The following is a 25,596-nucleotide window of genomic DNA, read 5'->3' as shown; positions in this document are numbered from 1 at the left end:
GGTCATCGGTTTCATACCCCCTCCTGATGGCAGGCCTGTTGCAACCTTGAGAAGCACTGTTCGTAAGAATAATTGGCCATTTTATTCAGGCTGCGCCAGCAGCGCGGCAGATTGCGCAGCAGATAATCCCGATTGGCGGGATAGAGTGAGGCACGCCATTGCGCAATGATCATGGTCAGCACCATCCGCATGGCGATCAGGTCTGGCAACAGCGCTATTTCTTTGGTCGTCAGCGGCAGCTGTTGGTGATACGCCGTAATAAACGGGACCGCGTATTCAAACGGGTCGGCGCCGTCGCCGATCTGGTAGGCCAGCGCCGTCGCCAGTTCGCAGACCAGCGGCGCATGCAGCGCATCGCCAAAATCAATAACGCCCGCCACCAACGTCGGATGCTGCGTATTGACCAGCACGTTATACGGGTTGAGATCGTTATGAATGGTCTGGCGCCGCAGCGAGATTAACGCAGGTGCGACAAATGCGTCATACCGTTCGAAAATGCGGTTGATGCACTGGCGTTGCTGCGCATCCTGTACGAATGTCAGGTAAGGACGCACTTGTTCCGCCCGGCTGATATCCCACAGCAGTGAGCGATTTGCCGCCGGGTGGGTAAAATTGCCCAGCGCCCGATCCAGCTTCGCCAGCATTTCCCCCAGATTATGCATTAACGCCACGGACGGGAAAGCCTGATGCTGCGGCGTACCTTCAAGATAGCCGACCAGGCGGACTCTCAGCGGTATGCCCGCAATCTCGATAATGGGTTCGGCCCGCCGGTCACGCGTCATGATCACCCGGGGAATCGGTAAATCCGGCGCCTGCCGGGCAATGTGTTGCAACAGTGAAGTCTGAAAATGGCTGACTTCGGCCGATTCCGCCGCATTAATCACTTTCAGCATATAGCGCTGCTCAGGCGAAACGGTCAGACAGAAGTTCAGATCGCGTTCGCCTTGCAGTAGTTTGATTTCGCCTCGAATGCCATACAGTTGCAGCGCGACATCCGCTGCCTGCTGGCAGGATACCTGTGGGACAGACTGCGTCATCAGGTCATCGTCGATAAACATTTCATCATTCGACGAAAGCAACGACTGATTAATCATCGGCCATTCAGACATGCTGACCTCCATTGACGTGAATTTCCGCGCCGTTGACATACGATGCCCCCGAGGTACACAGGAAATAAATCAGGCTGGCGACTTCCTCAGGTTTTCCCAAACGCTGCATCGGCACCTGCCGTTCGATGATTTCCCCCGTACCGGGAGACAGAATCGAGGTTTCAATTTCACCCGGCGCAATGGCGTTGACCCGTACGCCATGCTGTCCGAAATCGAAGGCCATTTCCCGCGTCAGTGCGGACAGTGCGGCTTTTGATATTGCATAGGCCGCCCCGGCAAACGGATGAACGCGGGAACCGGCAATGGAGGTGACGTTAATGACGCTCCCTTGCGCGGCTTTCAGCTCATCAAACAGCCCATTCGCCAGCAGTGCGCAGGAAAACAGGTTCACATTAAAGACCCGCAGCCAGGTCGCATAGTCGGTGTCGCGCACGCCAAGGCGACGTCCCCCTTCGCCTTTAGGCGAAATGCCCGCGTTATCCACCAGTGCGTCGAGCCGTCCCGCCAGTTTTTCCTTAATCAACGGCAATGTCTGTTGCAGGCTATCGATATCTTCCAAATCAAGATGAATATGATTTAGCAGCCCTTCCGCCCACGGGCAGTCCTCAACCCAACTCTGGCGCGAAGCGGTAAATATCCGCCAGCCTGCGGCATGAAAATGTTTTACGGTAGCATGCCCAATTCCCCGGCTGGCCCCGGTCAGCAGTAGTGTCTTTTGCTCAGTCATAACAGGTGACCCCTCGGATACCTGATGCATTGGTGTTTGATGCATCATAAAAAATCGCCTAAAAAAAGCTGAAACGAGGTTCAGCAAAACATTTCTTTTCCGCCAAAAATCTGGGTTCCAGGAGCGACGGCGACTCTAAGCCGCCCCCGATCGGGCGCACGCACTAATGCCGAAATGGACGGCGCCCGAAACTTTCCACCATGTCCTCTGTTTTTCTAAACCGCGACGGGCGCTATCCGCGTCCACTCCGCAAACGCTCGGAACGACGGCGCAGAATCTCCATCACCACCAGCAAGATCAGTGCGGCTCCCACCATCATCGATGCCGCCGCCGCTATCGTTGGGTCCAGGTTCTCACGGATGCCGGCAAACATCTGTAACGGCAACGTGCGCTGACGCGGACTGGCCAGAAACAGCGTGACAATCACTTCATCAAACGATGTCGCGAACGCAAACAGCGCACCGGAGAAAACGCCCGGCGCTATCAGCGGGAACGTTACCTTGCGAAATGCCAGCAGCGGCGGCGCGCCCAGATTCGCCGCCGCGCGGGTCAGATTCTGGTCATAGTTTTTCAGCACCGCGGTAACCGTAATCACCACAAACGGCACCCCCAGCATGGCATGCGCCAGCACCAGTCCCGTGTAGCTATTCAGCAGCGATAACTTGGCGAAGAAGAAAAACATCCCCACCGCCACAATCACCACCGGTGCGATCATGGGAGATATCAACACCGCCATCACCAGCGATTTACCGCGAAACTCGCCGCGCACCAACCCCACCGAGGCCAGAACGCCAAGCACCGTCGCCAGCAACGTTGCCAGCGGCGCAATCAACAGGCTGTTGCCCAATGCGCCCAACCATGCGCTGGAGCTGAAGAACTCGTGATACCAGCGCAGGGAGAACCCGGTCAGCGGGTAACTCAGAAACGACCCGGCGTTGAAAGAGAGCGGTACAATCACCAATACAGGCACGACCAGAAATAACAACATGGCCGCCCCATAGAAATTAAAAAAGGTATTCCACAAGCGGATAACCACTTCACCTTGTTGTCTCATTTTCGTTTCCCCTTGGACAAAGCGTCGTTAATGCGCCGCGATTTCAGCATTGGTACGGGTGACCCGGATATAGACCACGTACAGCAGCGTTACAATAACCAGCAATTGCGTTCCCAATGCTGCCGCCATCCCCCAGTTCATCGTCGTGTTGGTGAAGAAGGCAACGAAATAACTCAGCATCTGATCGCTCGGTCCCCCCAGCAACGCAGGCGTGATGTAATAGCCAATCGCCATCATGAACACCAGCAGCGCGCCGGCCGTTACCCCCGCATAGGTCTGTGGCACATATACGCGCCAGAACGCAATAAAGGGATGCGCCCCCAGCGATATCGCGGCGCGAACATAGTTAGGAGAAATGCCTTTCATGACCGCATACAGCGGCAGAATGAAGAACGGCAGCAAAATGTGCGTCATCGAAATGTAGACGCCGACACGGTTGAACACCAGAACCAGAGGCTCATTGATGATGCCGATATTGATCAGGGTACGGTTAATCAGACCGCCGGACTGCAATAACACAATCCAGCTGGCGGTACGCACAATCAGCGAGGTCCAGAACGGCAGCAACACCAGAATCAACAGCAGATTGGCACGATTGGCGGGCTGTTTCGCCAGCCAGTAAGACAGCGGATATCCCAGGCCGACGCACAGCAGCGTCACGACGCCAGCCATCAATAACGTGCGTAGCAGGACATCGACATACAGCGCCTGATCGGCAGGCTGGGCGACAATCTGCTGGGTTTTGGCATCGACTTTATGATCGAATACGGCTAACAGATAATACGAGGTAAACGGACGGGAAGCGCGATCCAGCGTCTGCCAGGTCGAGAGTTCTCCCCATAAAGGCTGTTCGTCAATCAGCTGCCCGCGAATATCGGCACTGCCTTCCGCCGGCAGTTTACGCAACGTGCGGGTGATCAACGTCCGGTATTCAGATCCTTCATAGCCCAGACGTTTAGTGATGGCGGCTAATTTCCCGGTGCTGCGGGCTTCACGCAGATCGCTCACCACCGCGCTAAATACCGTTTCGTCCGGAATCTCATTACCAGACCAGAGCCGCATCACGGCGATCGTGGCAGGCATGGTTTCGCGCAGTTCCGGATTCGATACGCTTTTTCCCAGAATCGAAGTAATGGGGAAGAGGAAGCTCACCACAATAAACAGAAACAGTGGCGCAATCAGCAGCAACGAACGCTTCTTGTAAACCGCCTGCGCGGCGCGTAATTGCTGCTTCAGTTTGGCATTCCCTTCTTTCTCGCTGGATGATGGCGAGGTTGCCAACATTTCGCTCTGGGACATAGGCTTTATCTCCATCATACGTGCATTATATCCGGCATCTTTTTTTCACGTTGCAGGTGTATTACTTGGCCCGTTGCAGGCAGTGTTAAAATCCGCTCCCGGCAGATTTGCCGGGTAAAAACGTCTTCTTATCGTGTTGTTACCGGCGGGGAGGGACAACCCCCCCTCCCCGCCATAGGCTCAATTGCCTATACGGTTCCGTTACGCTTTATTGGGCAGCCCAGGAGTTAAAGCGCTGTTCCAGCTCTTCACCGTGGTCAATCCAGAACTCGGTATCCACCTGCAAGGCGTTTTCCAGGTTTTCTGGCGCAGTCGGCAGGTTCTGAGCGACCTTGGCATCCAGCATGGAGATGGCTTTCACGTGAGTCGGGCCGTAAGGGATATTTTCCGCAAACACTTTCTGATTTTCAGGCAGGCTGGCAAACGCGATGAACTGTTCTGCCAATTCCTTGTGTTTGGAACCTTTGACGATGGCCCAGCTATCCAGGTCATAGATGCTGTCGGTCCAGACGATCTTGAAGTCATGCCCTTCTTGCTGCGCGGAGGCCACACGGCCGTTGTAGGCCGAGGTCATCACGACATCGCCGGAAACCAGCCATTGCACCGGCTGAGCGCCGGACTCCCACCACTGAATATTAGGTTTGATCTGATCCAGTTTTTTGAATGCGCGATCCACGCCCGCAGGCGTCGCCAGCTCTTTGTAGAGATCTTCACGTTTCACGCCATCGGCCAGCAAGGCAATTTCCAGCGTAAATTTAGCGCTCTTACGCAGCGCGCGTTTCCCTGGGTAGGTTGTCACATCCCAGAAATCCGCCCAGTTTTTCGGCGCCTGTTGCAGCTTTTGCGCGTTATAAGTCAGCGCGGTTGACCACAGGAAGATACCCGCGCCGCATTCTGAAACCGCGCCTTTCACAAACTGGGATTGATCGCCCAGTTTTGACCAGTCCAGCGGTTCAAACAGCCCTTCGTTACAACCGCGCATCAGTTCCGGACCTTCGACTTCCACCACATCCCAGCCAACCTGACCGGTTTCCACCATCGCACGAATACGCGCCATTTCGCCGTTGTACTCACCCGCTTCGACGGTGCCTTTACCGGCAGCGGCAAACGGTTTGTAAAATGCTTTATCCTGCGCGTCCTTGTTCAGGCCGCCAAAGGAAATAACCGTGACGGTTTCTGCCTGCGCCTGACAGGCCATGGCGACAAGAAACGCGGATACAGCAATTTTCGTCAACCTCGTTTTACTTTTAAGCATGGTGTGGCTCCTGGAGAGTTGTGTTAGTCAACGTAAACATCGGCAATTACGCATCAAGCCTTTTTTGATGCATCATGTATCATATTCGATGCATAAATCGTGCCATTTCAGAAAATTTATCGATGTTTTGTCATCATGACTGGTAGGAACGGTGTTACAAAGCGTGGTGATAATTAACCGAACGTTTGCACTGTTTTTCTGTTGCGTCTCTGCTCCCTTTTTTGCCTTTTAGTGGTGCGTTTTACGATTTGCCCGCACCATCCAGGCGCATAAGGTTTTCTTTTATCAGGCGCCGCAAAACGGCCGCGGCACCCGAATTCCTCTTCTGCCTTCCCCTCAAAATTACCGGGAAAGATCCACGCAGATATATTTCATTTCCAGATAGTCTTCGATACCGAAACGCGATCCTTCACGCCCCAACCCTGACTGTTTCACCCCGCCGAATGGCGCGACTTCGTTGGAAATCAGGCCGGTGTTGAGGCCAACCATGCCGTAGTCCAGCGCTTCAGGAACGGTCCATTGACGAATGGCATCGCGGGTATAAACGTATGCCGCCAGACCAAACTCCGTATCGTTCGCCATGGCAACCACTTCGGCTTCTTCGCTGAACTGGAACAGCGGCGCGACCGGACCAAAGGTTTCTTCGCGGGCAAAACGCATCTCGTGCGTCACACCACCGACGATGGTTGGCGTAAAGAACGTGCCGCCCAGTTCATGCGGTTTGCCGCCCAACAGCAGCGTCGCCCCTTTCGCCAGCGCATCATCAATATGCTGCCGGACTTTATCGATCGCATCGTCGTCAATCAGCGGACCTTGCGTCACACCGGGTTGACTGCCATCACCCACTTTCAGTTTTTTGACTTCTTCAATCAGCTTCTCGACCAGCGCAGAATAAACCCCTTTCTGCACATAAATCCGGTTAGCGCATACGCAGGTCTGTCCGCTGTTACGGAACTTGGAAGCCAAAATACCTTTTACCGCCAGATCCAGATCGGCATCGTCAAACACGATAAATGGCGCGTTGCCGCCCAATTCCAGCGACAGTTTTTTCACCGTCGGCGCGCTCTGCGCCATCAGAATCCGACCGACTTCGGTCGAACCGGTGAAACTCAACTTACGCACCACCGGACTATCGCACAGCACTTTGCCGACGGATTTCGCATCACCGGTAATCACCTGCAACACGCCGCGCGGAATGCCCGCCTGTTGGGCCAGTTCAGCCAGCGCCAGTGCGGTGAATGGCGTCTGCTCAGCCGGTTTGACAATCATGGTGCAACCCGCCGCCAGCGCGGGCGCCACCTTGCGGGTAATCATCGCCGCCGGAAAATTCCACGGCGTAATCGCGGCGCACACGCCAATCGGCTGTTTGATCACCAGCATGCGCTGATGCCCTTGCGGCGATTGCAGCACGCTGCCTTCGATACGCTTGGCTTCTTCCGCGAACCAGTCGATGAACGACGCCGCGTAGGCAATTTCCCCTCGCGCTTCCGCCAGCGGTTTGCCCTGTTCTGCCGTCAGCAGTACCGCCAGATCTTCCTGACTGTCCATAATCAGGCGCGCCCAGGCTTGCAGCACCGCCGCGCGGTCTTTACCGGTACGCTGGCGCCAACTCGTCAGCGCCAGTTCAGCCGCCGCAATCGCCTGTTCGGTTTGTTGCGGCGTGACTAAAGGAACGGTTCCCAGAACGTCACCCGTCGCCGGGTTGGTTACATCCAAATGCTCATTGTTCTGGCTGTCATGCCAGTCGCCGTCAATCAGGCAACGCTGGCGAAGTAAGTCTTTTTGTTTCAGTTGCATAGCGTCTCTTTTACTTTGTCAGTACGCGGGTAAGAATGCTCATCGCTTTGCTGAACTGATCGTCTGGAATCGTCAGCGGGTACAGGAAACGAATCACATTGCCATGCACGCCACAGGTTAATAACAACAGACCTTCTTTCAGGGCTTCCTGCTGGAATTTACGGGTAATCTCGGCCGATGGTTTACCCGTTTGCGGATCGTTAAACTCCGCGGCCACCATTGACCCCTGCGAACGAATCGCCACCAGAGCCGGACACTGCGGTTTTACTTTTTCCAGCGTTTCCGCCAACGCCGCACCAAGATGCTGTGAACGTTGACACAGCTTCTCTTCTTCAATCACGTCCAATACGGCCAGCGCGGACGCCACTGCCAGCGGGTTGCCGGCATAGGTGCCGCCCAATCCACCCGGCGCCGGCGCATCCATGACCTCTGCGCGGCCAACCACGCCAGAGATCGGGAAACCACCGCCCAGACTTTTCGCCATGGTGATCAGGTCGGCATGCTCGGCGTAATGTTCCATCGCAAACAGCTTACCGGTGCGGGCAAAGCCGGTCTGTACTTCATCGGCTATTAACAGTATACCGTGCTCATCGCATAGTTTGCGTAACGCGCTAATGAAAGCGGGAGGCGCCACATTAAAACCACCTTCACCCTGAACCGGTTCCAGCAAGATAGCGGCGACCTGGTCGGCCGCGATATCCGCATGCAGCAGGTTATCAATACTGGCCAGTGACTGTTCCACCGTAATGCCCAGTTGCTCATTGGGATACAGCGCATGGAATATCGAGCCCGGGAAGGGGCCAAAACCGTTGGAGTAAGGCGCCACTTTGCCCGTTAACGTCATGGTTAACAGAGTACGGCCGTGAAACGCGGCGCCAAACGCGATTACGCCGGGACGGCGGGTATGACAACGGGCAATTTTCACCGCATTTTCCACCGCTTCAGCGCCTGTAGTAAAAAACGTGGTCTTCGCCGGGCCATCAATCGGCGCCAGCGCATTGATACGCTCAGCCAAACGGACGTAGCCGGCGTAAGGTACAATCTGATACGCCGTATGCGTGAAGCACTCCAGTTGCTCACGCACCGCCGCTAAAATTTTCGGATGGCGATGCCCGGTATTCAGTACAGCGATGCCGCCAGCGAAATCGATAAACTCACGGCCTTCAATGTCCCACAGGGTGGCATTCTCTGCCCGGGCCGCGTAGAAATCACACATCACACCTACGCCACGCGGGGTGGCAGCCAAACGGCGTTGATTCAATTCGCTATTCTTCATTCTCTGCTCCAATTACAGGGTACCACCCGGACTCATTGATGACGGCGCTTCATTGGTGATGGAAAGTGCCGTGATGTGATTCACTGTTTCACATCTTTCTGTTGCTATTTATAGGCGTCAGATGGTTCTATAATCCAGAGCCAGTTTTTAATATTTGAAGGATCCACTTTTGCGTTCGCTTTTAACTGACTTGCTGCTACAGCGTTTGAGTAACCAGCAGGAAGGCACGCTGAACAAGCGGCTGTATGACAGTATTCGGCTGTCCATTCTCGACGGCGCCATTACCGCGGGCAGCCGGCTGCCCTCTTCGCGCGATTTGGCCCAGGAGCTATCTCTGTCGCGCAATACGGTATTGGCGGCCTATGAACAGCTTCTGGCCGAGGGTTATATTGAGGCCCGTACCGGCAGCGGTACCTTTGTGACGCAACAGTTGCCTGATGGCAACATGATGCCGGTACGCAGTGAGAAGCACACGACGACCCGATTGCCGGTGCAGGAATTATCGCGCCGGGGCCGGCATCTGCTGGGATATTCGGGCGCATCGCCACGGCAGTGGGGAGCGTTTATGCCCGGTATTCCCGACATTGCCAGCTTTCCTCACGATCTGTGGCGCAGAATCCAGACCCGGCTCACCCGGCGCGTCAACCCGGAACAACTCTCCTACTCGCCTATCGGCGGTTGTCCCGAGCTTCAACTGGCGCTGGTGGACTACCTGCGGGTATCCCGCTCGGTTGAATGCACGCCGGAACAGATTCTGATTACGGAAGGCACGCATCAGGCGATGGATTTGCTGGCAAAGATGCTTTGCAATCCCGGTGATTTAGTCTGGATAGAAGATCCGTGCTACTGGGGAACGCGTAACGTTCTGACGATTAATGGCCTCCGGGTCGCGCCCATTGACGTCGATGAACAAGGGATGGCGCCGCCAGAGACGGTAACGCCTCAGTCAATACCACGGCTAATCTGCGTCACCCCTTCCCATCAGTATCCGCTGGGAGCGGTCATGAGTCTGGCGCGTCGTCAGCGGCTATTGGCACTGGCGCAGGAGCAAGGATGCTGGGTGGTGGAAGATGACTATGACAGCGAATTCCGCTTTTCCGGTAACCCGATCCCTTCTCTGCAAGGGTTGCAGGCCCAGTCCCCGGTCATTTATATCGGCACCTTCAGTAAAACGCTCTATCCCGGTTTACGGGTCAGCTATATGGTTTTACCGCCGCAGCTGGCGCGCGATCTGAGATTAGCCCATTCGGAGCTGTACCGGGGCGGCCACTGGCTGACCCAGGCCACGCTCAGCCAGTTCATTCAGGAAGGTCACTACGCCGCGCACATCCGCCGCATGCGCCTGCTGTACGCCAGGCGTCGCACCATGCTGACAGAACTGATCGAACAACAGCTTGGACCTGAATTCGTGGGGGACAACAGCAATGCCGGGTTGCACATGCTGCTCCGGTTACCGTCTTCCATCGATGATGTTCTGCTCAGCGCGCGGATTCAGCGACGCGGCGTGACGGTGAAACCATTGTCCAGCTACTATCTGCGCCCGACCCAGCACCGGGGATTATTGCTGGGCTATGCCGCGGTAGAGGAAAGCGACATGACGCAGGCTTTTTCCGTGATTGTGGACTGCATTCAGGCGCAAAAAAACGCCGGAAGAAATTTGTAATGTCATGCTAATGACGGGCCCAAAAAGTCCCCATTTTACCTGCTGACAATATCGCCGCTTATGCACCTTTATGGTGCCGCCCCATAATGAGACTCACCATAACAGGGCAACCCTATTGCCTGATTTTCCCTCTCAGGGGTTTTAACCCTCTCGTAATTCTCACTTTTATCAAAACAGGCATGTTTTATGCATCCTAATGATTTAAGACACTGTCAATGCGAGAGAATGGAACAATGAGAAATTATGTCAGCTTCAAGAACATCCAGAAAACTTACGATGGTGACCGTCTGGTCGTCAAAAACCTGAATCTGGATATCCATGAAGGCGAATTTCTGACCCTGCTCGGTCCGTCAGGTTCAGGGAAAACCACCAGTCTGATGATGCTGGCCGGATTTGAAACACCGACTCAGGGTGAAATTCTATTGCGTGATACGCCGCTGCATCACCTGCCCCCGCATCAGCGCGGCATCGGCATGGTATTCCAGAATTACGCCTTGTTCCCGCATATGACAGTGGCAGAAAACCTGGCCTTCCCGTTATCCATTCGCCGTATGAATCGTGCCGATATTAAGGAAAAGGTCGACAAAGTGCTCGATCGCGTGAAACTGACCAATCTGGCGGATCGCTATCCGGCACAAATGTCCGGCGGGCAGCAACAGCGTGTTGCGCTGGCGCGGGCGTTGGTATTTGAACCCAGACTGGTGCTGATGGATGAGCCGCTGGGCGCGCTGGATAAACAGCTGCGTGAGCATATGCAGTTGGAAATCAAAGAATTGCATGAAGCTCTGGGGTTGACCGTGGTTTATGTCACGCACGATCAGAGCGAAGCCATGACCATGTCCAACCGGGTCGCGGTCTTCAATGACGGCATCATTCAGCAGATGGCCACCCCCAGCGAAATTTACGAAAAACCGGAAAATACGTTCGTCGCGCAATTTATTGGGGAAAACAACAGCCTGATCGCCACACAGACCGGGACCGACGGCGACTTCTACCGCGCTACACTGGACGATGGCACACAGCTGAGGGCACTGAAAGTGCGCCCCAGCTCGCCGGGTAAAAAAATCACCCTGTGTATCCGCCCTGAGCGCATTCGGATTAATGCGGCAAACGTTGACAGTCATGCTCAACAGATCAAAGCCCGAATTCAGCAGTTCATTTATCTGGGCGACCACGTGCGCATGATGACGGAAGTGGCTGGCCAACCGCAGTTCATGGTGAAACTGCCCGCCAGCGAAATTCAACCACACTGGACGACCGGTTCAGAAGTCACGCTATCCTGGCAACCTGAGCATCTGCGGGCGCTGGATGTGGTCGTCACCCACTGAGGTGATTGCTCTCCCTTACTAAAGAGAGACGCCGCCCCGCTAATGAACGGGACGGCGTCTCTCTTGTCGTTTAACTAATTAGCTGCGAATCTTACGGTATATCCACAACACCACAATGGCGCCGATCACGGCGACAACGAAACTTCCGAAATTAAACCCATCCACCCGGCCAAAACCGAAGAAGGTGCTGATATATCCCCCAACAACCGCCCCCACAATACCGAGTACGATCGTCAGAAAGAATCCGCCGCCGTCTCTACCCGGCATAATCCACTTCGCCAGAATACCGGCGATTAAACCAAAAATAACCCAGGATAAAATCCCCATAACCACCTCACTTTTTTAGTTCCATAACGCCGTTACCCTTATCAACAGTCGATAGATAAAGCGCGAATCCAAGTATAGACAAAGATTGGAAAAACCGTCAGGTAGATTGATGATAACAAACGATCTGACGTTAATCGTCAACGGCGATGACGAATCAGCGGGCACAGCAAAAACCGCGTCAGCCCCGGCACGATAATGACACTGCGATTTAACATTTTGGTGATAAAAGGCCCCCGATGCTGTTAAAAGCAGCAATCGTCCGATACGCCCGTCAACACCGCATGACAAAAGTAAACCGTTCCTAAACGAACGCGGTGTTTGTAGACATAATCTTAATTAATGCAACGTTACTCTCGTCTAAACTACGTTGCTACAGCGCTTTTGAGCTGTTTCAACAGGCTTAACGTTGAGGAGTGACATGAGAAAAGTCAGTAAAGAGCGATTTATCGGGCTGGAATGGCTGCGATTTTTGCTCGGCTGCTACGTGATGATCTATCACACGGCACATATTTATCCCCAGCGTGCGCGAGTGCCATTTTTGCCCGAGCTCACCAGTATGGGCTTTTTTGCTACCAGCACATTTTTTGTGTTGTCTGGTTTTCTATTGGCACACGTTTATATCAAAGACGGGCGTTTACGTGAGCCTGCCCGACACTTCTGGGCCAAACGTCTCTTCAACCTTTATCCCATCCATATCATCGCGCTGCTGTCGTCGATTGCCGTGGTGACACTGATGCAATGGCTGGCGGTTCCGCCGGAAGGACAAGTCGCCAGCGCCCGTTTCGTGATTTATGATACCAACGATCCCGCGGCCGACCCGGAAACGTTGCGCCACTATATGACCAATGCCCAGTTGGCGTTTAACAGCATTTTGCAACTGTTGATGCTACAGGCGTGGAACCCTTACTTCCTGACGTTTAATGCCCCGCTATGGTCGCTTTCCACGCTGTTCTTTTTCTATCTGTTGTTTCCTCTGCTGGCTCCGCGCCTGCTTAACAGTCGTTTTCCCTGGCTGTGGATGGGCATTATCTGCCTGCTCTATCTGTTGCCGCCGGTCTGGGTTATCTGGCAAGGGCAATACGGCATGCCCTACACCGGACTGCTACAGCGCGGTCCGATCTTCCGTTTACCGGAGTTTTTAGCGGGGATCGTCGGGTATGCCCTTTTCCGCAAATATCGTCAAAAAGAGGTTCAGCCACTGAGCAAAGGGCTGTGCTATGGTATTGCGCTGTTCATTATTGCCAACTTTATCGTAGCAACCTGGCTGTTCACTCACGGTGAAGCATACTGGTATTTCCTGCTGCACAATGGGTTGCTGTTGCCTGCACAGGTCGGACTGGTTTGCATCAGTGCGCTGGCGCGCGACCCCAATAGCGAATGGCTGCGGCATTGGTCCCCTCGCCTGGGCGCCGCCTCGCTGTCTATTTTTGCCCTGCACGTGCCATTGTTTAACCTGTTCCGCACGCTGGAGCAGTTGGTGCGAGGCAACCCAATGGCCTGCTTCACCGATTGGGATCAATGTATTGCCGCTGCCGGACAGGTTCAGTTATCCATAACCGGGTATATCATTTTCCTGATCTCCACCGTCGCCCTGTGCGTCCTGTTTCAGGAGCGCATCGTTTCACGCGTTCGTCAGTTCCTGACGTCACGCTTCCTGACGCCCCGCACCGCGTCTTCGCAGACGCAGACATCGTCATAAATTATTCAATCGTTGCCGGGCTTCCCCGCCGCCCCCGAATCGCTGCATCAAGCCAGCGGTTCGGGGTATCACCGTCCCTTAAACCCTGCCTTTTTGGGCGCTAACGACCGATTTCAAAATGTGACAAACATCTCGTTATAGCCGTTAATCATCAAACGTATCTTTTATAACTATTTACATTCTAACCAATCTTCGTTTTTGGCTAGAGCCCCACTTCAATTCCTGCTAATGTTTGCCGTTCCGGATGAAACCAACCCGGTTCATTATTCATCGGCGGCACGTCTCAAATGACGTCTTTCAACCCTTGTCACCACTGTTTATCTGGCAAAATGACACTATCCAAACACGCAATATCTTCCCTGAGCCTGGTTATCGCGCTTGCTTCCACAGGTATTTCTCAAAGCCGTGCGGATACCATCTGGTTGACCAACGGCGATCAGCTCAGCGGTAAAATCACGCTGCTTGACGGCGGAAAATTATTCCTCACTACCGATTATGCCGGCACGATCTCCGTTTCCTGGGATAAGGTAAAAACCTTTGAAACCGATCACGGTCTGGTCATTCAAGGCGACCGTTACCAGGAAGGCGTTCTCTACCCGGCCGTTAAGGCTGGCGAGAACCGCGTCATCATCGCCAGCCCCTCGCTCGCCAACGAGGCCGGTGGTCCACAGACGCTGCCTCTTTCCGAGATTACGTCCATCGTTGCCCAAAAGCCGTTAGTGAAAGACTTCGTCTGGAAAGGCAACATCGATGCGGGGATGTCGCACAAAAAAAGTTCGACCGAAACCGACAACTATGATGCCAGCCTGACCACACAGGCACGACACGGCACCTGGCGTCATAACATTGATGCCAGCTATCATCTGGCGAAAGAAGATAGCGTTGAGAGCACCAAAAACGCGGGTGGCGAATATGCGCTGGATAAATTCGTGGATGAAAACTGGTTCTGGCAGGGACGTTATCAGTACAAACGCGACTGGATTGAAAGCATCAAAATCAGCCGCTCGTTCGGTCTTGGTCCGGGCTATCAGTTCTGGGATAACGATCTTGGCGCGTTCTCACTGACCACGCTGGTCAGCACCCAGACCTATGTCTATCAGGATGAAGGGGAAGATGATTTCTACACCGGCGGTGTGAAATGGGCTTACAACCGTTATCTGTACAGTAAATCGGTAGAAGCCTTCACCAACGGTGAATTGGGCCGCTCCTTCGACGCCACCGCACCGCTGTATCTGAAAGCGGAAGCGGGTCTGCGCTTTAAGCTGACCGACTGGTCTTCAATGAGTATGAAAGTGTCGCGTACCCGTATCGACAGCGCTCAGGGCGACGTTGATGATACCCTCTACACCATGGGTGTCGGCGTAGGCTGGTAAGTCCGGCGTGAAAAGTTGAACGTCAGCGAGCGTGTCGAAAGCGCGCCCGCTGACCGTACCGGTCAGCCGTTTTCCCTGTTATTCGCCGCGCCCTGCTGTTGCAGAGCGCGCACTCGCTGAGCCAGCTCGCTTAATCCTTCATCTGCCATGCCGTGGTTGTTCAACACTTGCTCCAACGCAAATAAATATTGAGCATTCGTGCCTAATGGACCGCTGGCCCGGGCTATCAAGGGAGCAATTTTCTGAATGCAGGTATCCTGTTCAATCAGCGGATGCGCAGGTTCGGAAACAAACACCAGCGCAGTGACAGTGTCACTATTCTGCTGATGCAGTTCACACCATAACGGCCGATAACAGCCGGTCAGCATTTCCCGCTTCCACAGCAATTCCAAATCTTCCCGCAGCGAGGTTTCCGGCAGGCGGAATGCCAAACCGGTCGTTTGTCCGCCCGGCTTCAGCGCCAGCATGCGCCCCGGCTGACTAACGGTGCCGCGCCCGGCCGTCAGGCGTAAGCAAAACGCACGATGCCATCCATGCAATGTCGCCAGACAGGCTTCTTCCGGATCGAAAACCGGGTTCCACATCAGAGAACCATAACCGAAAACCCAAACCGGGCTGTCGTCAGGCCGGCGCGCCAATGTTTTTGCCAGCGAGTCCGCCCGCTGCTGCGGCGTAAGTAATAAGGTTTCTTCTATACAACCAAAAGACGTTCTACAATCTGCTTTCTGCAAAAACTCACGAGTTAACACTACTGACAGCTCCCGACCATACCATTTCTGCCTATCAGGTCTATTGTCGCCCCAACCTTAAAACCCCATGCATTCCGTTTGCTTAATTTTGCGGCAACAATAAATATGAGGTTATTCATTTCCGGCTCAGCAATCAAGTTTGATTTCGATCACAAAAAGCAAAAAAGCTCACATCGTTATCACTTACACCGCTATACCCATCAATTTCAAAAGGCAGTCGACGCATGCGACTGGAAATATGACGGATATAAGCGGCGACAAATATCACTTTTTTAGTATTTGATAATCGTTATCAGTTCCATGATAGAATCAACGACATGGCGCCTCACGATTCACCCAGGAGACATGAATGGCAAATCCTGCGTCTACGGGCAAACGCTCGCATCATCTTACTCTTATTCAAGTTAAACATATTCACGATATTTCCCCACGCTTACGCTGCATAACGTTCCACGGCGACGCATTACGTCACTATCCCGCCGATCGCCACGGTGCGCATATCAAGCTGTTTATTCCACAACAGGGGCAGCAGATCCCGACGCTGCCGACGTTCGGCGAACACGGCCGCCCGGTCTGGCCGGAAGGTGAAATTCGTCCTATCGTTCGAACCTATACCATTCGGGCGGTACGCCAGGAAGCAGCCGAGTTGGATATCGTCTTTGCCATGCACGATCATGCCGGTCCGGCGGTCAGTTTCGCCCGGCAGGCAAAAACCGGGGATTACATCGGTATTACCTCACCCGGCGGTCCGCATCCGATGTTGCCGCCCGCTGCGGCATATTATCTGGCTGGCGATCCCTCTGCGTTACCCGCTATTGCCGCCCTGCTGGAAAATTTACCGGATGATGCCCAGGGACACGCCGTTATTCGGGTTGACAGCAGTGCGGATATTCTCGATTTAGTGAAACCCGACCGAATAACCCTCCACTGGGTGGTGGGTGGAACCGAAACCACTGACGAGGCGATTAATCGCTTCCGCGCCTTGCCGCATCAGGAAAACGCAGAACAGGCGTTCTATTGGCTTGCCGGAGAAGACCAACTGGTGGTTCAACTGCGTCGCTATGTCCGCAGAGAACGTGGATGTGAACGTAATCAGCTTTATGCCGTCCCTTACTGGCGAGAAGGGCTAAATGAAGAAGCTTATCATCGCAAACGCCACGATATCATGGACAATCCTGACGATTAACCATAAAAAAAACATTTAATATTATCTATATAGGGAGAAAATAATTACATTCTCCCTTTTCATTTTAATTTTATTACCAAACGTAAAAAACCGTAAAAAAATCCGGCGAGCCTCACAGAATCTGTTAACCTAATACTTTCTTTTTACGCTATAACTACTTTTTAGTAACGTCTTTGCCGTAAGAAGCCTTTTAATGACGTACTATTTTTTGCCTCTGTGCATAATTCCGTTGGATAAGGAGAACCCCCCGCAATGAAGTCTCACCCTGAGGTTGTCAAAACCCGTCATCAGGAATATTCGCTTATTCTTCCCATCATCGCGTTGATCGTTCTGTTCCTGTGGGGGAACTCGCAAGATTTCTTCGCCATTATGGGCATTAACCTACTCGCGTTAGCCGGCATTCTTTTCAGCGCATTCAGCGTTGTCCGCCATGCCGACGTGCTGGCGCATCGACTGGGCGAACCCTATGGTTCATTAATTCTCAGCCTGTCGGTCGTGATTCTTGAAGTCAGCCTGATATCGGCCTTAATGGCCACCGGCGATGCCGGCCCCAACCTGATGCGTGATACGCTATATTCCATCATTGTGATCGTAACCGGCGGTCTGGTTGGTTTCGCTTTACTGCTGGGGGGACGCAAATTTGCAACCCAATACGTCAACCTGAGCGGCATCAAACAATATCTGATGGCGATTTTCCCGCTGTCGGTGCTGGTGCTGGTTTTCCCCAGCGCCTTGCCGGACGGGAATTTCAGCGTCGGTCAGTCACTGATCATCGCACTGATTTCCGCCGCGATGTACGGCGTATTTCTGTTGATTCAAACCCGAACGCACCAAAGTCTGTTTGTTTACGAGCATGAAGACGAAGGCGACGATCCTCATCATGGCAAACCCTCAGCGCACAGTTCGTTATGGCATACCGTATGGTTGCTGATCCATCTGATCGCCGTTATCAGCGTAACCAAAATGAACTCCATGCCGCTGGAAACACTGCTGACAGAAATGAACGCGCCGACGCAGTTTACCGGTTTTCTGGTCGCATTGCTGATTCTGTCGCCGGAAGGATTAGGCGCCATTCGGGCGGTCCTGAAAAATCAGGTACAGCGCGCCATGAATCTGTTTTTCGGTTCCGTGCTGGCCACCATATCCCTGACCGTGCCCACGGTAACCGTGATTGCAATGCTGACGGGCCGCTCGCTGAACTTCGGACTGGATATGCCGCATATCGTCGTCATGCTGTCCGTACTGGTACTGTGTCATATTACGTTTTCAACCGGTAGAACCAACGTTCTCAGCGGTAGCGCGCACCTTGCCCTTTTCGCCGCTTACCTGATGACCATCATGCTGTAAAACCTCTCATTTTACCGATGCCGCATTCTGCGGCATCGTCCTCATAGTTCGCTTCCGTTTGATGTATATCTGGATCTCTGAAGAGCATCAGGCGTATCGTATACCCCGGCTTGTCTACGACGGACCCAACTGGCCCGCCATTCTTTGTTTCTTTATTGGTTCTTTCTTAGATGAAAACGCACGGAATTAACGGTATCAAACCGTTCAGCGCACTTATTGAAGCGTGCTGGCGCGAAAAATATACGCTACAACGCTTTACTCATGACATTATCGCAGGCATTACGGTTGGGATTATCGCCATACCACTGGCAATGGCATTGGCTATCGCCAGCGGCGTGCCACCGCAATATGGCCTTTATACCTCCGCGGTTGCCGGGATTATTATCGCCATCAGCGGTGGTTCCCGCTATAGCGTTTCCGGCCCGACAGCGGCCTTTGTCGTCATTTTATATCCGGTTTCCCAACAGTTCGGCCTGTCTGGTCTGTTGGTCGCCACACTGCTTTCCGGCATCTTTCTGGTATTGATGGGCGTCTGCCGTCTGGGACGGCTAATTGAGTATATCCCGCTGTCAGTCACGCTGGGATTCACCTCCGGGATTGCCATCACCATCGCAACCATGCAAATCAAGGATTTCTTTGGACTGCATATGGCGGTGGTTCCCGAACACTATGTTGAAAAGGTTGCGGCACTCACATACGCCCTGCCGACGTTACAACTGGGCGATACGCTGATCGGCGTCGCCACGCTTCTGGTACTGATTATCTGGCCTAAACTGGGTATTCGTCTGCCCGGGCATCTGCCGGCGCTGCTCGCCGGTATGGCGGTAATGGGGATCTTGTCGTTGTTTGGCACGGACGTTGCGACCATCGGCTCCCGTTTTAGCTACCTGCTCGCCGATGGCACTCAGGGACAGGGGATCCCCCCGATTCTGCCTCGTCTGGTTCTTCCCTGGGACATTGCCGCGCCAGGCGGCCAGACGATGACGCTGGACTGGCAGAGCATTTCCGCCCTGCTGCCCGCCGCCTTCTCAATGGCAATGCTCGGCGCGATCGAATCCCTGCTCTGTGCCGTCGTACTGGATGGCATGACCGGCAAAAAACACCATTCGAACACCGAACTGGTGGGTCAGGGGTTTGGTAATATCATCGCGCCATTCTTCGGCGGCATTACCGCCACCGCCGCCATTGCCCGTTCCGCTGCCAACGTGCGGGCCGGTGCGACATCGCCCGTCTCTGCCGTGGTCCACGCCCTGCTGGTGATATTGGCGCTATTGGTTCTCGCGCCCTGGCTCTCTTATCTGCCGCTGGCTGCCATGGCGTCATTGTTGCTGCTTGTCGCCTGGAACATGAGTGAAGCGCATAAGGTCGTCGATCTGCTGCGCCACGGTCCCAAAGACGACATCATCGTGATGGTTCTGTGCCTGTCACTGACCGTGCTGTTTGATATGGTGATTGCCATCACCGTGGGGATTGTGCTGGCGTCGTTGCTCTTTATGCGCCGTATCGCACAAATGACCAGACTGAGCGAATTGCCTGATACGAAGATACCGGATCACCTGGTGCTGCGCGTCAATGGACCGCTATTTTTCGCCGCCGCTGAACGTATCTTCAACGATCTGATGCAGCGCAGTGAAGCGTATCAGACCATTATTCTGCAATGGGATGCGGTGCCGGTGCTGGACGCTGGCGGGTTGAACGCACTCCTGCGCTTTAGCGAAACGCTGCCGGCAGGCAAGCGTCTGATCATTACCGATATTCCGTTCCAGCCGTTAAAAACGCTGGCCCGTGCCAATGTCCATCCCATTGAAGGCCGCCTCAGTTTCTACGGCTCGCTGTCACAGGCGCTGGAAGCCATTGCGGAAAGCCGGCCTGCTGCGATCGAGGAATAAAAACGCCATCATGGACGGGCAGAGTCTCTTCTGCCCGTCCATGCAATGCGGCGGCGGATAAACGTCCTTAATGCGGCAATACCGGCGCTTCAATACGGATAGAGAGCCGCTCGTTTTGCTGGGTCAGCGCCAGGGTATCGCTACACTCCTGTCCTATCGTGAGCAGTTGCTCATTGGTCAGTGAATAAGGCAACTGAATATCAAATGTCGTCAGCCCTTGCTGCTGCGCCAGCGTAATCAGCCTCACAATATTCGTTTCATCGCTGACCTGCGTGGAGAGCACCTGGAGCGCCAGTATTTTCAATCGTTCTTTCACTACGACATGACGAGCGCGCGGCCCTTTTGTCACCATGCCAAAAATCGGCAACACGCCGTACATCGCATCCATAAAACGCCAGCGTTTATTGCACAACGCTGCCAGATAATCTGCGTAATCAATACAGATCTTTTCACTGGAACCTACAGATTCAGGGTAATTCTTCTTCATTCCCCTTTTCTCCTCTTCACCAGTGGATTCATCACGCTATTTCAGGGTAAAACCATACATTGCTTGATAGCTTATTCGGTTATATTGGCACGGTTCACTGTAGTTTTACAGCATGTTCAGGAGGATTGATGGTGGCAATCTTTTCTTCCACTCCGGTTTTAATCACCGGCGGCGCCCGGCGTATCGGATTGGCGTTGGCGCGTTCATTTCTGGCGCAAAACATTCCGGTCATCATTAGCCATCGTAAACGTTATCCGGCGCTTGATGCCCTGAAACAGCAAGGCGCCGTCTGTTTGCCCGCCGATTTCTCCACCTGCGAACAGATCTATGACTTTGCCGGACGGATCAAAGCGCTGACCCCGCATCTGCGCGCCATCATTCACAACGCCAGCAGTTGGCAGTCGGAAAGCGCAGAGGTGCCGCCGGAAAAGACGCTGGCGGAGATGCTGCAAATTCATGTCTATACGCCTTATTTGCTGAATCAGCTGCTGGAGCCGTGCCTGCGCGGTCAGGGGATCGCCGGAGCCGATATCATCCATCTGACGGATTACGTAGTGGAAAAAGGCAGCGATAAGCACATCGCCTATGCCGCCAGCAAGGCGGCGCTCGACAATATGACCCGCTCATTTGCCCGCAAGCTGGCGCCCGAAGTGAAAGTTAATGCCATCGCGCCGGCGCTGATTATGTTTCATGAACACGACGACGAGGCCTATCGCCGGCAGGCGCTGGATAAGTCGCTGATGAAAACCGCCCCCGGCGAAGGTGAAATCGTCCGGTTGGTAAATTACCTGCTTGCCAGCCATTATCTGACAGGAAAGACGATCGGATTGGATGGGGGGCGATCGCTGCGCTGACAGGGCCGCGGCGGTGTTCCCAGAGAATGCAGCGTCTTCAGCTCGCCGCGCCTTAACACCCGTTTACGCTTCCCCGCTAGTGCCAACGGGTTGATGGGATTATGCTGGTACAGATTGTTTTTATCACGATACGGATACCATGCAGAAGATTGTTTTTGTGGAAGACGATGTGGAAGTCGGCAAGCTGATTGCCGCTTATCTGGGAAAACACGATATTGATGTTCAGGTTGAACCCCGCGGCGATAACGCGTTGGCGTTTATCGCGCGGCAACAGCCCGATCTGGTGTTGCTGGATATCATGCTGCCCGGAAAAGATGGCATGACCATTTGCCGGGAATTACGTCCACAATACAGCGGCCCGATCGTTCTGCTCACCTCATTGGACAGTGACATGAACCATATTCTGGCGCTGGAGATGGGCGCTGACGATTATATTCTGAAAACCACGCCGCCCGCCGTTTTACTCGCCCGTCTGCGCTTACACTTCCGTCAGTATGCCGTTACACCCCAGGCCGCTATAGAGAACGCGGCGGCATCGTTACAGGTTCACAAACCGTTGCATTTTGGTTTGCTGTGTATCGATCCGGTAAACCGCGAGGTGACGCTGGGTGAAGAAAATATCGCATTGTCCACCGCTGACTTTGATCTGCTCTGGCAGTTATCCACCCATGCCGGACACATTATGGACCGCGACGCGCTGCTGAAAAACCTGCGTGGCGTCAGCTACGACGGTATGGATCGCAGCATTGACGTTGCCATTTCACGACTGCGGAAAAAATTGTACGACAATCCGCTGGAACCGTTCCGTATCAAGACCGTGCGTAATAAAGGCTACCTGTTTGCCCCTAATACCTGGGAGAGCGCCGCACCATGAAAAAACTGTTTATCCAGTTTTTTCTGTTACTGTTCGCCTGTTTCGTGGTGATGACGTTACTGGTTGGGCTGGTGTATAAAGTCACGGCAGAGCGCGCGGGACGACAGTCCATGGACGACCTGATGAAGAGTTCGCTCTATTTGATCCGCAACGAGCTGAGAACCATTCCCCCCCGCGACTGGCATAAGACCATCGACCAGTTGGATTTGAATCTGTCATTCAAGCTGCAAATTGAACCGCTGAATAAATACTCGCTGCCCGCCAAAACCAGGCAACGTCTTAATCAGGGTGAAATCGTGGCGCTCGAAGATGAATATACCTTTATCCAACGCATTCCTCGCAGTCGCTATGTGTTGGCCGTCGGTCCCATTCCCTATCTGTTTTTCCTGCACGAAATGCGCCTGCTGGATCTGGTGCTGGTGATGCTCATTGGCCTGTCGCTGGCCTTGCCGGTATTTTTGTGGATGCGCCCGCACTGGAAAGCGATGCTGAAGCTGGAAAATGCGGCGCAACGTCTGGGAGACGGTCACCTCGAAGAGCGAACCCACTTTGACAATACCTCCAGCCTGTTCCGACTCGGGGTCGCTTTTAATCTGATGGCGGATAACCTGAATCAGCTGATCGCCAGTAAAAAACAGCTGATTGACAATATTGCCCATGAACTGCGCACGCCGCTGGTACGCCTGCGTTACCGGCTTGCGATGAGCGATAATCTGACGGATGAAGAGCAGCAGGCGTTGAATCGGGATATTGGTCAGCTTGAAGCGCTGATTGACGAACTGCTTACCTATGCCCGACTGGACCGTCATCAGGTCACCTTGCATCTCGCCGAGATCGATTTCCCCGTTTGGTTGCAAGCCAAAATTGATGACTTCCGGCTGATCCATCCGGATAAAACCATTACGCTGGATATGCCCCTGACGGAAGGCGTTGGCGCGCTTGATCTGCGGCTGATGGAGCGGGTATTGAATAATCTCGTCAATAACGGGTTACGCTTTTGTCACCGACGGCTGCATATCAGCCTATTGCTGAACCATGACCAAACGATTTGTTTACAGGTTGAGGATGACGGCCCGGGGATTGCGCCGGATAGCCGCGATCGTATTTTTGAACCTTTTGTTCGTCTTGACGCAGGGATAGAAAACAGCAGCGGCGGTTGCGGATTGGGGCTGGCGCTCGTACACGCCATCGCTCGCGCTTATGAGGGCACCATTACGGTTGACGGCAGCCCGCTTGGCGGCGCCCGTTTTCGCTTCTGCTGGCCGAGAAAAACTGTCGCCGCGACGGCGTTGCCGATCTCCCGTTAATGCTCGGACAGGCGCGCAATCAGTATCATCGTTGCAGGACTGCGAACCGAATCCATATCCTGTTGATATCCCGGTTGTACATTTGGTTACATGCCGAAACCAATCACTCACGGAAGCTTTTCACGTTTTTCCTTATGCTCATTTCACCGACCCAAATCCGGGTCACGACATGTGAATGAGATAACGAGGAAATGATGATGAATAAAGTATTAGTGGCGATCGCAGGTGCGGCTCTGGGTCTGTCCTCTGTAGCATTTGCAGCGGACACCACAACCAGCGCCCCTGCACCAGCGTCAGCGGCGGCAACAACGGCTGCTCACGCCAAAGCAGACCATGCGAAAAAACAGGTGAAAAAGGCCAACCCTGCGGTGCAAAAAGCCCAGGCGGCTAAAAAGCATGTGAAGAAGGCGAAGCCTGCGAAACCCGCTACCACCAAGCCGGCGGCCTGATAAAAGATTCGCCGCTTCCCCGCCATGACAGAGAGTCCAGTTGATGTAACAAGCGCCAGACTCTCTGTTACCCGGCGAAAAACGAATTGCGTTTCAGATAACAATCAAACACCCGATCTTCCGGGTGTTTATTTTATGGGATATCGGATGATGCTGCGTCGTTACTCATTTGAAATCTTGTTATCCCTCGTACTTCTCTGTGGATGCATTGCCCTGCTCTTTTTTCTGTAACCCTTTGGGTTAACCCTCGTTTTACCTTGAAAACTACCGTCATGCCTCACCGCGTCAAGGCAAAATGCAGCTATAGTTATTTCACTTAACCTGTTTGGCAACTCACTGACTTTTAACGTAAGGCACAATATTACATGCGCATATCAGTCGGATTGTTATGTTCATTATTCCTTATCGTGTCCTCCAGCGGGGCAGAAACCGCCGCCACCGAGGCAGAAAAGCAGCAACAGATTTTGTTTTTTAATCATGATGATAGAGATCGCGTGACCGATACCTCCCAGTGGCCATGGCAAGCCATCGGCCAACTGGAAACCGCCAGTGGCAATCTGTGTACCGCAACGTTGATCTCTCCCCATCTTGCCCTGACGGCCGGACATTGTGTGTTAACCCCCCCCGGGGGACAGCCAGACAAGCCCGTCGCGCTGCGCTTCCTGGCAACAGAGGATGGCTGGCGCTATGAAACCAAAGAAATTGAAGCCCTGGTGAATAAAAAACTCAGCAAACAGCTGAAAGTCGATGGCGAAGGTTGGATCGTTCCTGATGCCGCCGCGCCATGGGACTATGCGCTGATCCGGTTAAAACAGACACCGCCTGGAATTGTTCCGCTCCCCATGTGGCAAGGTAATCGTCAATCGTTGATCGAGGCATTACACCAAAACCGGCAGCGAGTGACGCAGGCGGGTTACCCCGAAGACCATCAGGATACGCTGTACCGCCATCAGGATTGTCTGGTTACCGGCTGGGTTCAGCCTGCGGTGTTATCACACCGGTGTGATACGCTGCCCGGCGACAGCGGTTCTCCGCTCATGCTGAACACGGCATCCGAATGGATATTAATCGGTATTCAGAGCTCGGCGCCCGCTGCCAGCGATCGTCACCGAGCCGACAACCGCGCCGTCTCAGTGACGGCCATCCGCCAGCAGCTGAATACACTGGCAAAGGACGCCGCCCGCTAATATCGCAGCGCTATTTATTTGCCCTTTTCTTTGGCGCTCCGCTTTGGGGACGGTGTCTGTACCTCAAAATTTATTGGTATATTGACGCCTGATATCATGTTATTTTTTAAGAAAAAACGTATTTTTATAATTTGTTACGTAACAAAAAAAATAAAGATAATAATTATTTATTACGATGTGCAAAATGCGGATTATTTTAATTTAGCCATGTCAACCACCGGCAACTTTCATTTCACCCAACGCCACGCCAATAAAACGGACATCGACTTTACAATAAACCACATGATTTTTACCCACTCTATAAATACTGTGCTTAAATATAATTAAATCAGTTGTATTGCCCATTATTACGGGGAAAGC

The 25,596-nt window shown here is 53.5% G+C and carries 21 protein-coding genes and 1 pseudogene; 12 read left to right on the top strand and 10 right to left on the bottom strand.

Going from position 1 to position 25,596, the window contains the following annotated elements:
- Window positions 1–11: 11 nt before the first annotated feature.
- The 7 genes from DDT52_RS03905 to DDT52_RS03875 form a co-directional block, all read right to left on the bottom strand.
- A complete protein-coding gene (locus DDT52_RS03905) occupies window positions 12–1,109 on the bottom strand; it encodes a phosphotransferase (protein ID WP_247595470.1) in 1,098 nt (365 codons plus the stop codon).
- On the bottom strand, window positions 1,102–1,836 hold the full coding sequence (locus tag DDT52_RS03900) for an SDR family NAD(P)-dependent oxidoreductase (RefSeq protein ID WP_136155187.1): 735 nt from the start codon (window positions 1,834–1,836) through the stop codon (window positions 1,102–1,104). Before DDT52_RS03900 ends, DDT52_RS03905 begins: the two co-directional genes overlap by 8 nt.
- A gap of 232 nt (window positions 1,837–2,068) precedes the next feature.
- Window positions 2,069–2,890 (bottom strand): ABC transporter permease, encoded by an 822-nt coding sequence (locus tag DDT52_RS03895; protein ID WP_136155186.1) that lies wholly within the window; start codon window positions 2,888–2,890, stop codon window positions 2,069–2,071.
- A 27-nt stretch (window positions 2,891–2,917) separates the two neighbouring features.
- A complete protein-coding gene (locus DDT52_RS03890; RefSeq protein WP_136155185.1) occupies window positions 2,918–4,189 on the bottom strand; it encodes an ABC transporter permease in 1,272 nt (423 codons plus the stop codon).
- A 208-nt stretch (window positions 4,190–4,397) separates the two neighbouring features.
- Window positions 4,398–5,444: a polyamine ABC transporter substrate-binding protein gene (locus tag DDT52_RS03885; protein ID WP_136155184.1), complete on the bottom strand. Its 1,047-nt coding sequence runs from the start codon at window positions 5,442–5,444 to the stop codon at window positions 4,398–4,400.
- Window positions 5,445–5,786: 342 nt separating this feature from the next.
- Window positions 5,787–7,241, bottom strand: a complete 1,455-nt coding sequence (locus DDT52_RS03880; RefSeq protein ID WP_136155183.1) for an NAD-dependent succinate-semialdehyde dehydrogenase — start codon at window positions 7,239–7,241, stop codon at window positions 5,787–5,789.
- A 10-nt stretch (window positions 7,242–7,251) separates the two neighbouring features.
- Window positions 7,252–8,517, bottom strand: coding sequence for a 4-aminobutyrate--2-oxoglutarate transaminase (locus DDT52_RS03875; RefSeq protein ID WP_136155182.1), 1,266 nt, complete (start codon window positions 8,515–8,517; stop codon window positions 7,252–7,254).
- 169 nt (window positions 8,518–8,686) lie between these two features.
- Between DDT52_RS03875 and pdxR the strand changes: the two genes are divergently transcribed.
- Together pdxR and DDT52_RS03865 are read left to right on the top strand one after the other, a co-directional pair.
- Window positions 8,687–10,180 carry a MocR-like pyridoxine biosynthesis transcription factor PdxR gene (gene pdxR, locus DDT52_RS03870; RefSeq protein ID WP_136155181.1) on the top strand — a complete coding sequence of 498 codons (1,494 nt, stop codon included), beginning with the start codon at window positions 8,687–8,689 and terminating at the stop codon, window positions 10,178–10,180.
- Window positions 10,181–10,413: 233 nt separating this feature from the next.
- On the top strand, window positions 10,414–11,508 hold the full coding sequence (locus DDT52_RS03865; protein WP_136155180.1) for an ABC transporter ATP-binding protein: 1,095 nt from the start codon (window positions 10,414–10,416) through the stop codon (window positions 11,506–11,508).
- Between the two features lie 78 nt (window positions 11,509–11,586).
- Here the strand turns inward: DDT52_RS03865 and DDT52_RS03860 are convergent, their stop codons facing one another.
- Window positions 11,587–11,835 (bottom strand): GlsB/YeaQ/YmgE family stress response membrane protein, encoded by a 249-nt coding sequence (locus DDT52_RS03860; RefSeq protein ID WP_109054179.1) that lies wholly within the window; start codon window positions 11,833–11,835, stop codon window positions 11,587–11,589.
- Between the two features lie 418 nt (window positions 11,836–12,253).
- On the opposite strand from DDT52_RS03860, the gene DDT52_RS03855 reads away from it, so the two are divergent.
- Together DDT52_RS03855 and DDT52_RS03850 are read left to right on the top strand one after the other, a co-directional pair.
- A complete protein-coding gene (locus DDT52_RS03855; RefSeq protein WP_136155179.1) occupies window positions 12,254–13,534 on the top strand; it encodes an acyltransferase family protein in 1,281 nt (426 codons plus the stop codon).
- Between the two features lie 329 nt (window positions 13,535–13,863).
- Window positions 13,864–14,907, top strand: coding sequence for a DUF481 domain-containing protein (locus DDT52_RS03850; RefSeq protein WP_136155178.1), 1,044 nt, complete (start codon window positions 13,864–13,866; stop codon window positions 14,905–14,907).
- A 62-nt stretch (window positions 14,908–14,969) separates the two neighbouring features.
- Here DDT52_RS03850 and DDT52_RS03845 read toward each other — a convergent pair whose 3' ends face one another.
- Window positions 14,970–15,656, bottom strand: a complete 687-nt coding sequence (locus DDT52_RS03845) for a gamma-glutamylcyclotransferase (RefSeq protein ID WP_136155177.1) — start codon at window positions 15,654–15,656, stop codon at window positions 14,970–14,972.
- A gap of 349 nt (window positions 15,657–16,005) precedes the next feature.
- On the opposite strand from DDT52_RS03845, the gene DDT52_RS03840 reads away from it, so the two are divergent.
- The 3 genes from DDT52_RS03840 (at window position 16,006) to dauA (ending at window position 20,078) form a co-directional block, all read left to right on the top strand.
- The gene (locus DDT52_RS03840) at window positions 16,006–16,842 is read left to right on the top strand and encodes a siderophore-interacting protein (protein ID WP_136155176.1); all 837 of its coding nucleotides are present in this window, start codon (window positions 16,006–16,008) and stop codon (window positions 16,840–16,842) included.
- Window positions 16,843–17,094: 252 nt separating this feature from the next.
- Entirely contained in the window at window positions 17,095–18,189 is a 1,095-nt protein-coding gene (gene chaA / locus DDT52_RS03835) for a sodium-potassium/proton antiporter ChaA (protein ID WP_136155175.1), read from the top strand.
- A 170-nt stretch (window positions 18,190–18,359) separates the two neighbouring features.
- The gene (dauA, locus tag DDT52_RS03830) at window positions 18,360–20,078 is read left to right on the top strand and encodes a C4-dicarboxylic acid transporter DauA (RefSeq protein ID WP_136155174.1); all 1,719 of its coding nucleotides are present in this window, start codon (window positions 18,360–18,362) and stop codon (window positions 20,076–20,078) included.
- A 67-nt stretch (window positions 20,079–20,145) separates the two neighbouring features.
- On the opposite strand, the gene DDT52_RS03825 is transcribed toward dauA, so the two are convergent.
- Window positions 20,146–20,565, bottom strand: coding sequence for a hypothetical protein (locus tag DDT52_RS03825; RefSeq protein WP_136155173.1), 420 nt, complete (start codon window positions 20,563–20,565; stop codon window positions 20,146–20,148).
- A 128-nt stretch (window positions 20,566–20,693) separates the two neighbouring features.
- Between DDT52_RS03825 and folM the strand changes: the two genes are divergently transcribed.
- The 5 genes and pseudogenes from folM (at window position 20,694) to DDT52_RS03795 (ending at window position 25,236) form a co-directional block, all read left to right on the top strand.
- A complete protein-coding gene (gene folM / locus DDT52_RS03820; protein WP_425591532.1) occupies window positions 20,694–21,419 on the top strand; it encodes a dihydromonapterin reductase in 726 nt (241 codons plus the stop codon).
- A gap of 139 nt (window positions 21,420–21,558) precedes the next feature.
- The gene (rstA, locus tag DDT52_RS03815; RefSeq protein ID WP_136155172.1) at window positions 21,559–22,293 is read left to right on the top strand and encodes a two-component system response regulator RstA; all 735 of its coding nucleotides are present in this window, start codon (window positions 21,559–21,561) and stop codon (window positions 22,291–22,293) included.
- Window positions 22,290–23,600: a two-component system sensor histidine kinase RstB gene (gene rstB / locus DDT52_RS03810; RefSeq protein ID WP_136155171.1), complete on the top strand. Its 1,311-nt coding sequence runs from the start codon at window positions 22,290–22,292 to the stop codon at window positions 23,598–23,600. Before rstA ends, rstB begins: the two co-directional genes overlap by 4 nt.
- Before the next feature lie 197 nt (window positions 23,601–23,797).
- A pseudogene (asr, locus tag DDT52_RS03805) lies at window positions 23,798–24,046 on the top strand (acid resistance repetitive basic protein Asr); the annotation flags it as partial.
- 368 nt (window positions 24,047–24,414) lie between these two features.
- Entirely contained in the window at window positions 24,415–25,236 is an 822-nt protein-coding gene (locus DDT52_RS03795) for a trypsin-like serine peptidase (RefSeq protein ID WP_136155168.1), read from the top strand.
- The last annotated feature ends 360 nt before the right edge of the window (window positions 25,237–25,596 follow it).

The organism is Brenneria roseae subsp. roseae (genome assembly GCF_003115845.1).
Lineage (GTDB): Bacteria > Pseudomonadota > Gammaproteobacteria > Enterobacterales > Enterobacteriaceae > Brenneria > Brenneria roseae.
Note: the sequence above shows the minus strand (reverse complement) of the source record. Positions and strands in the feature narration are given on the sequence as shown.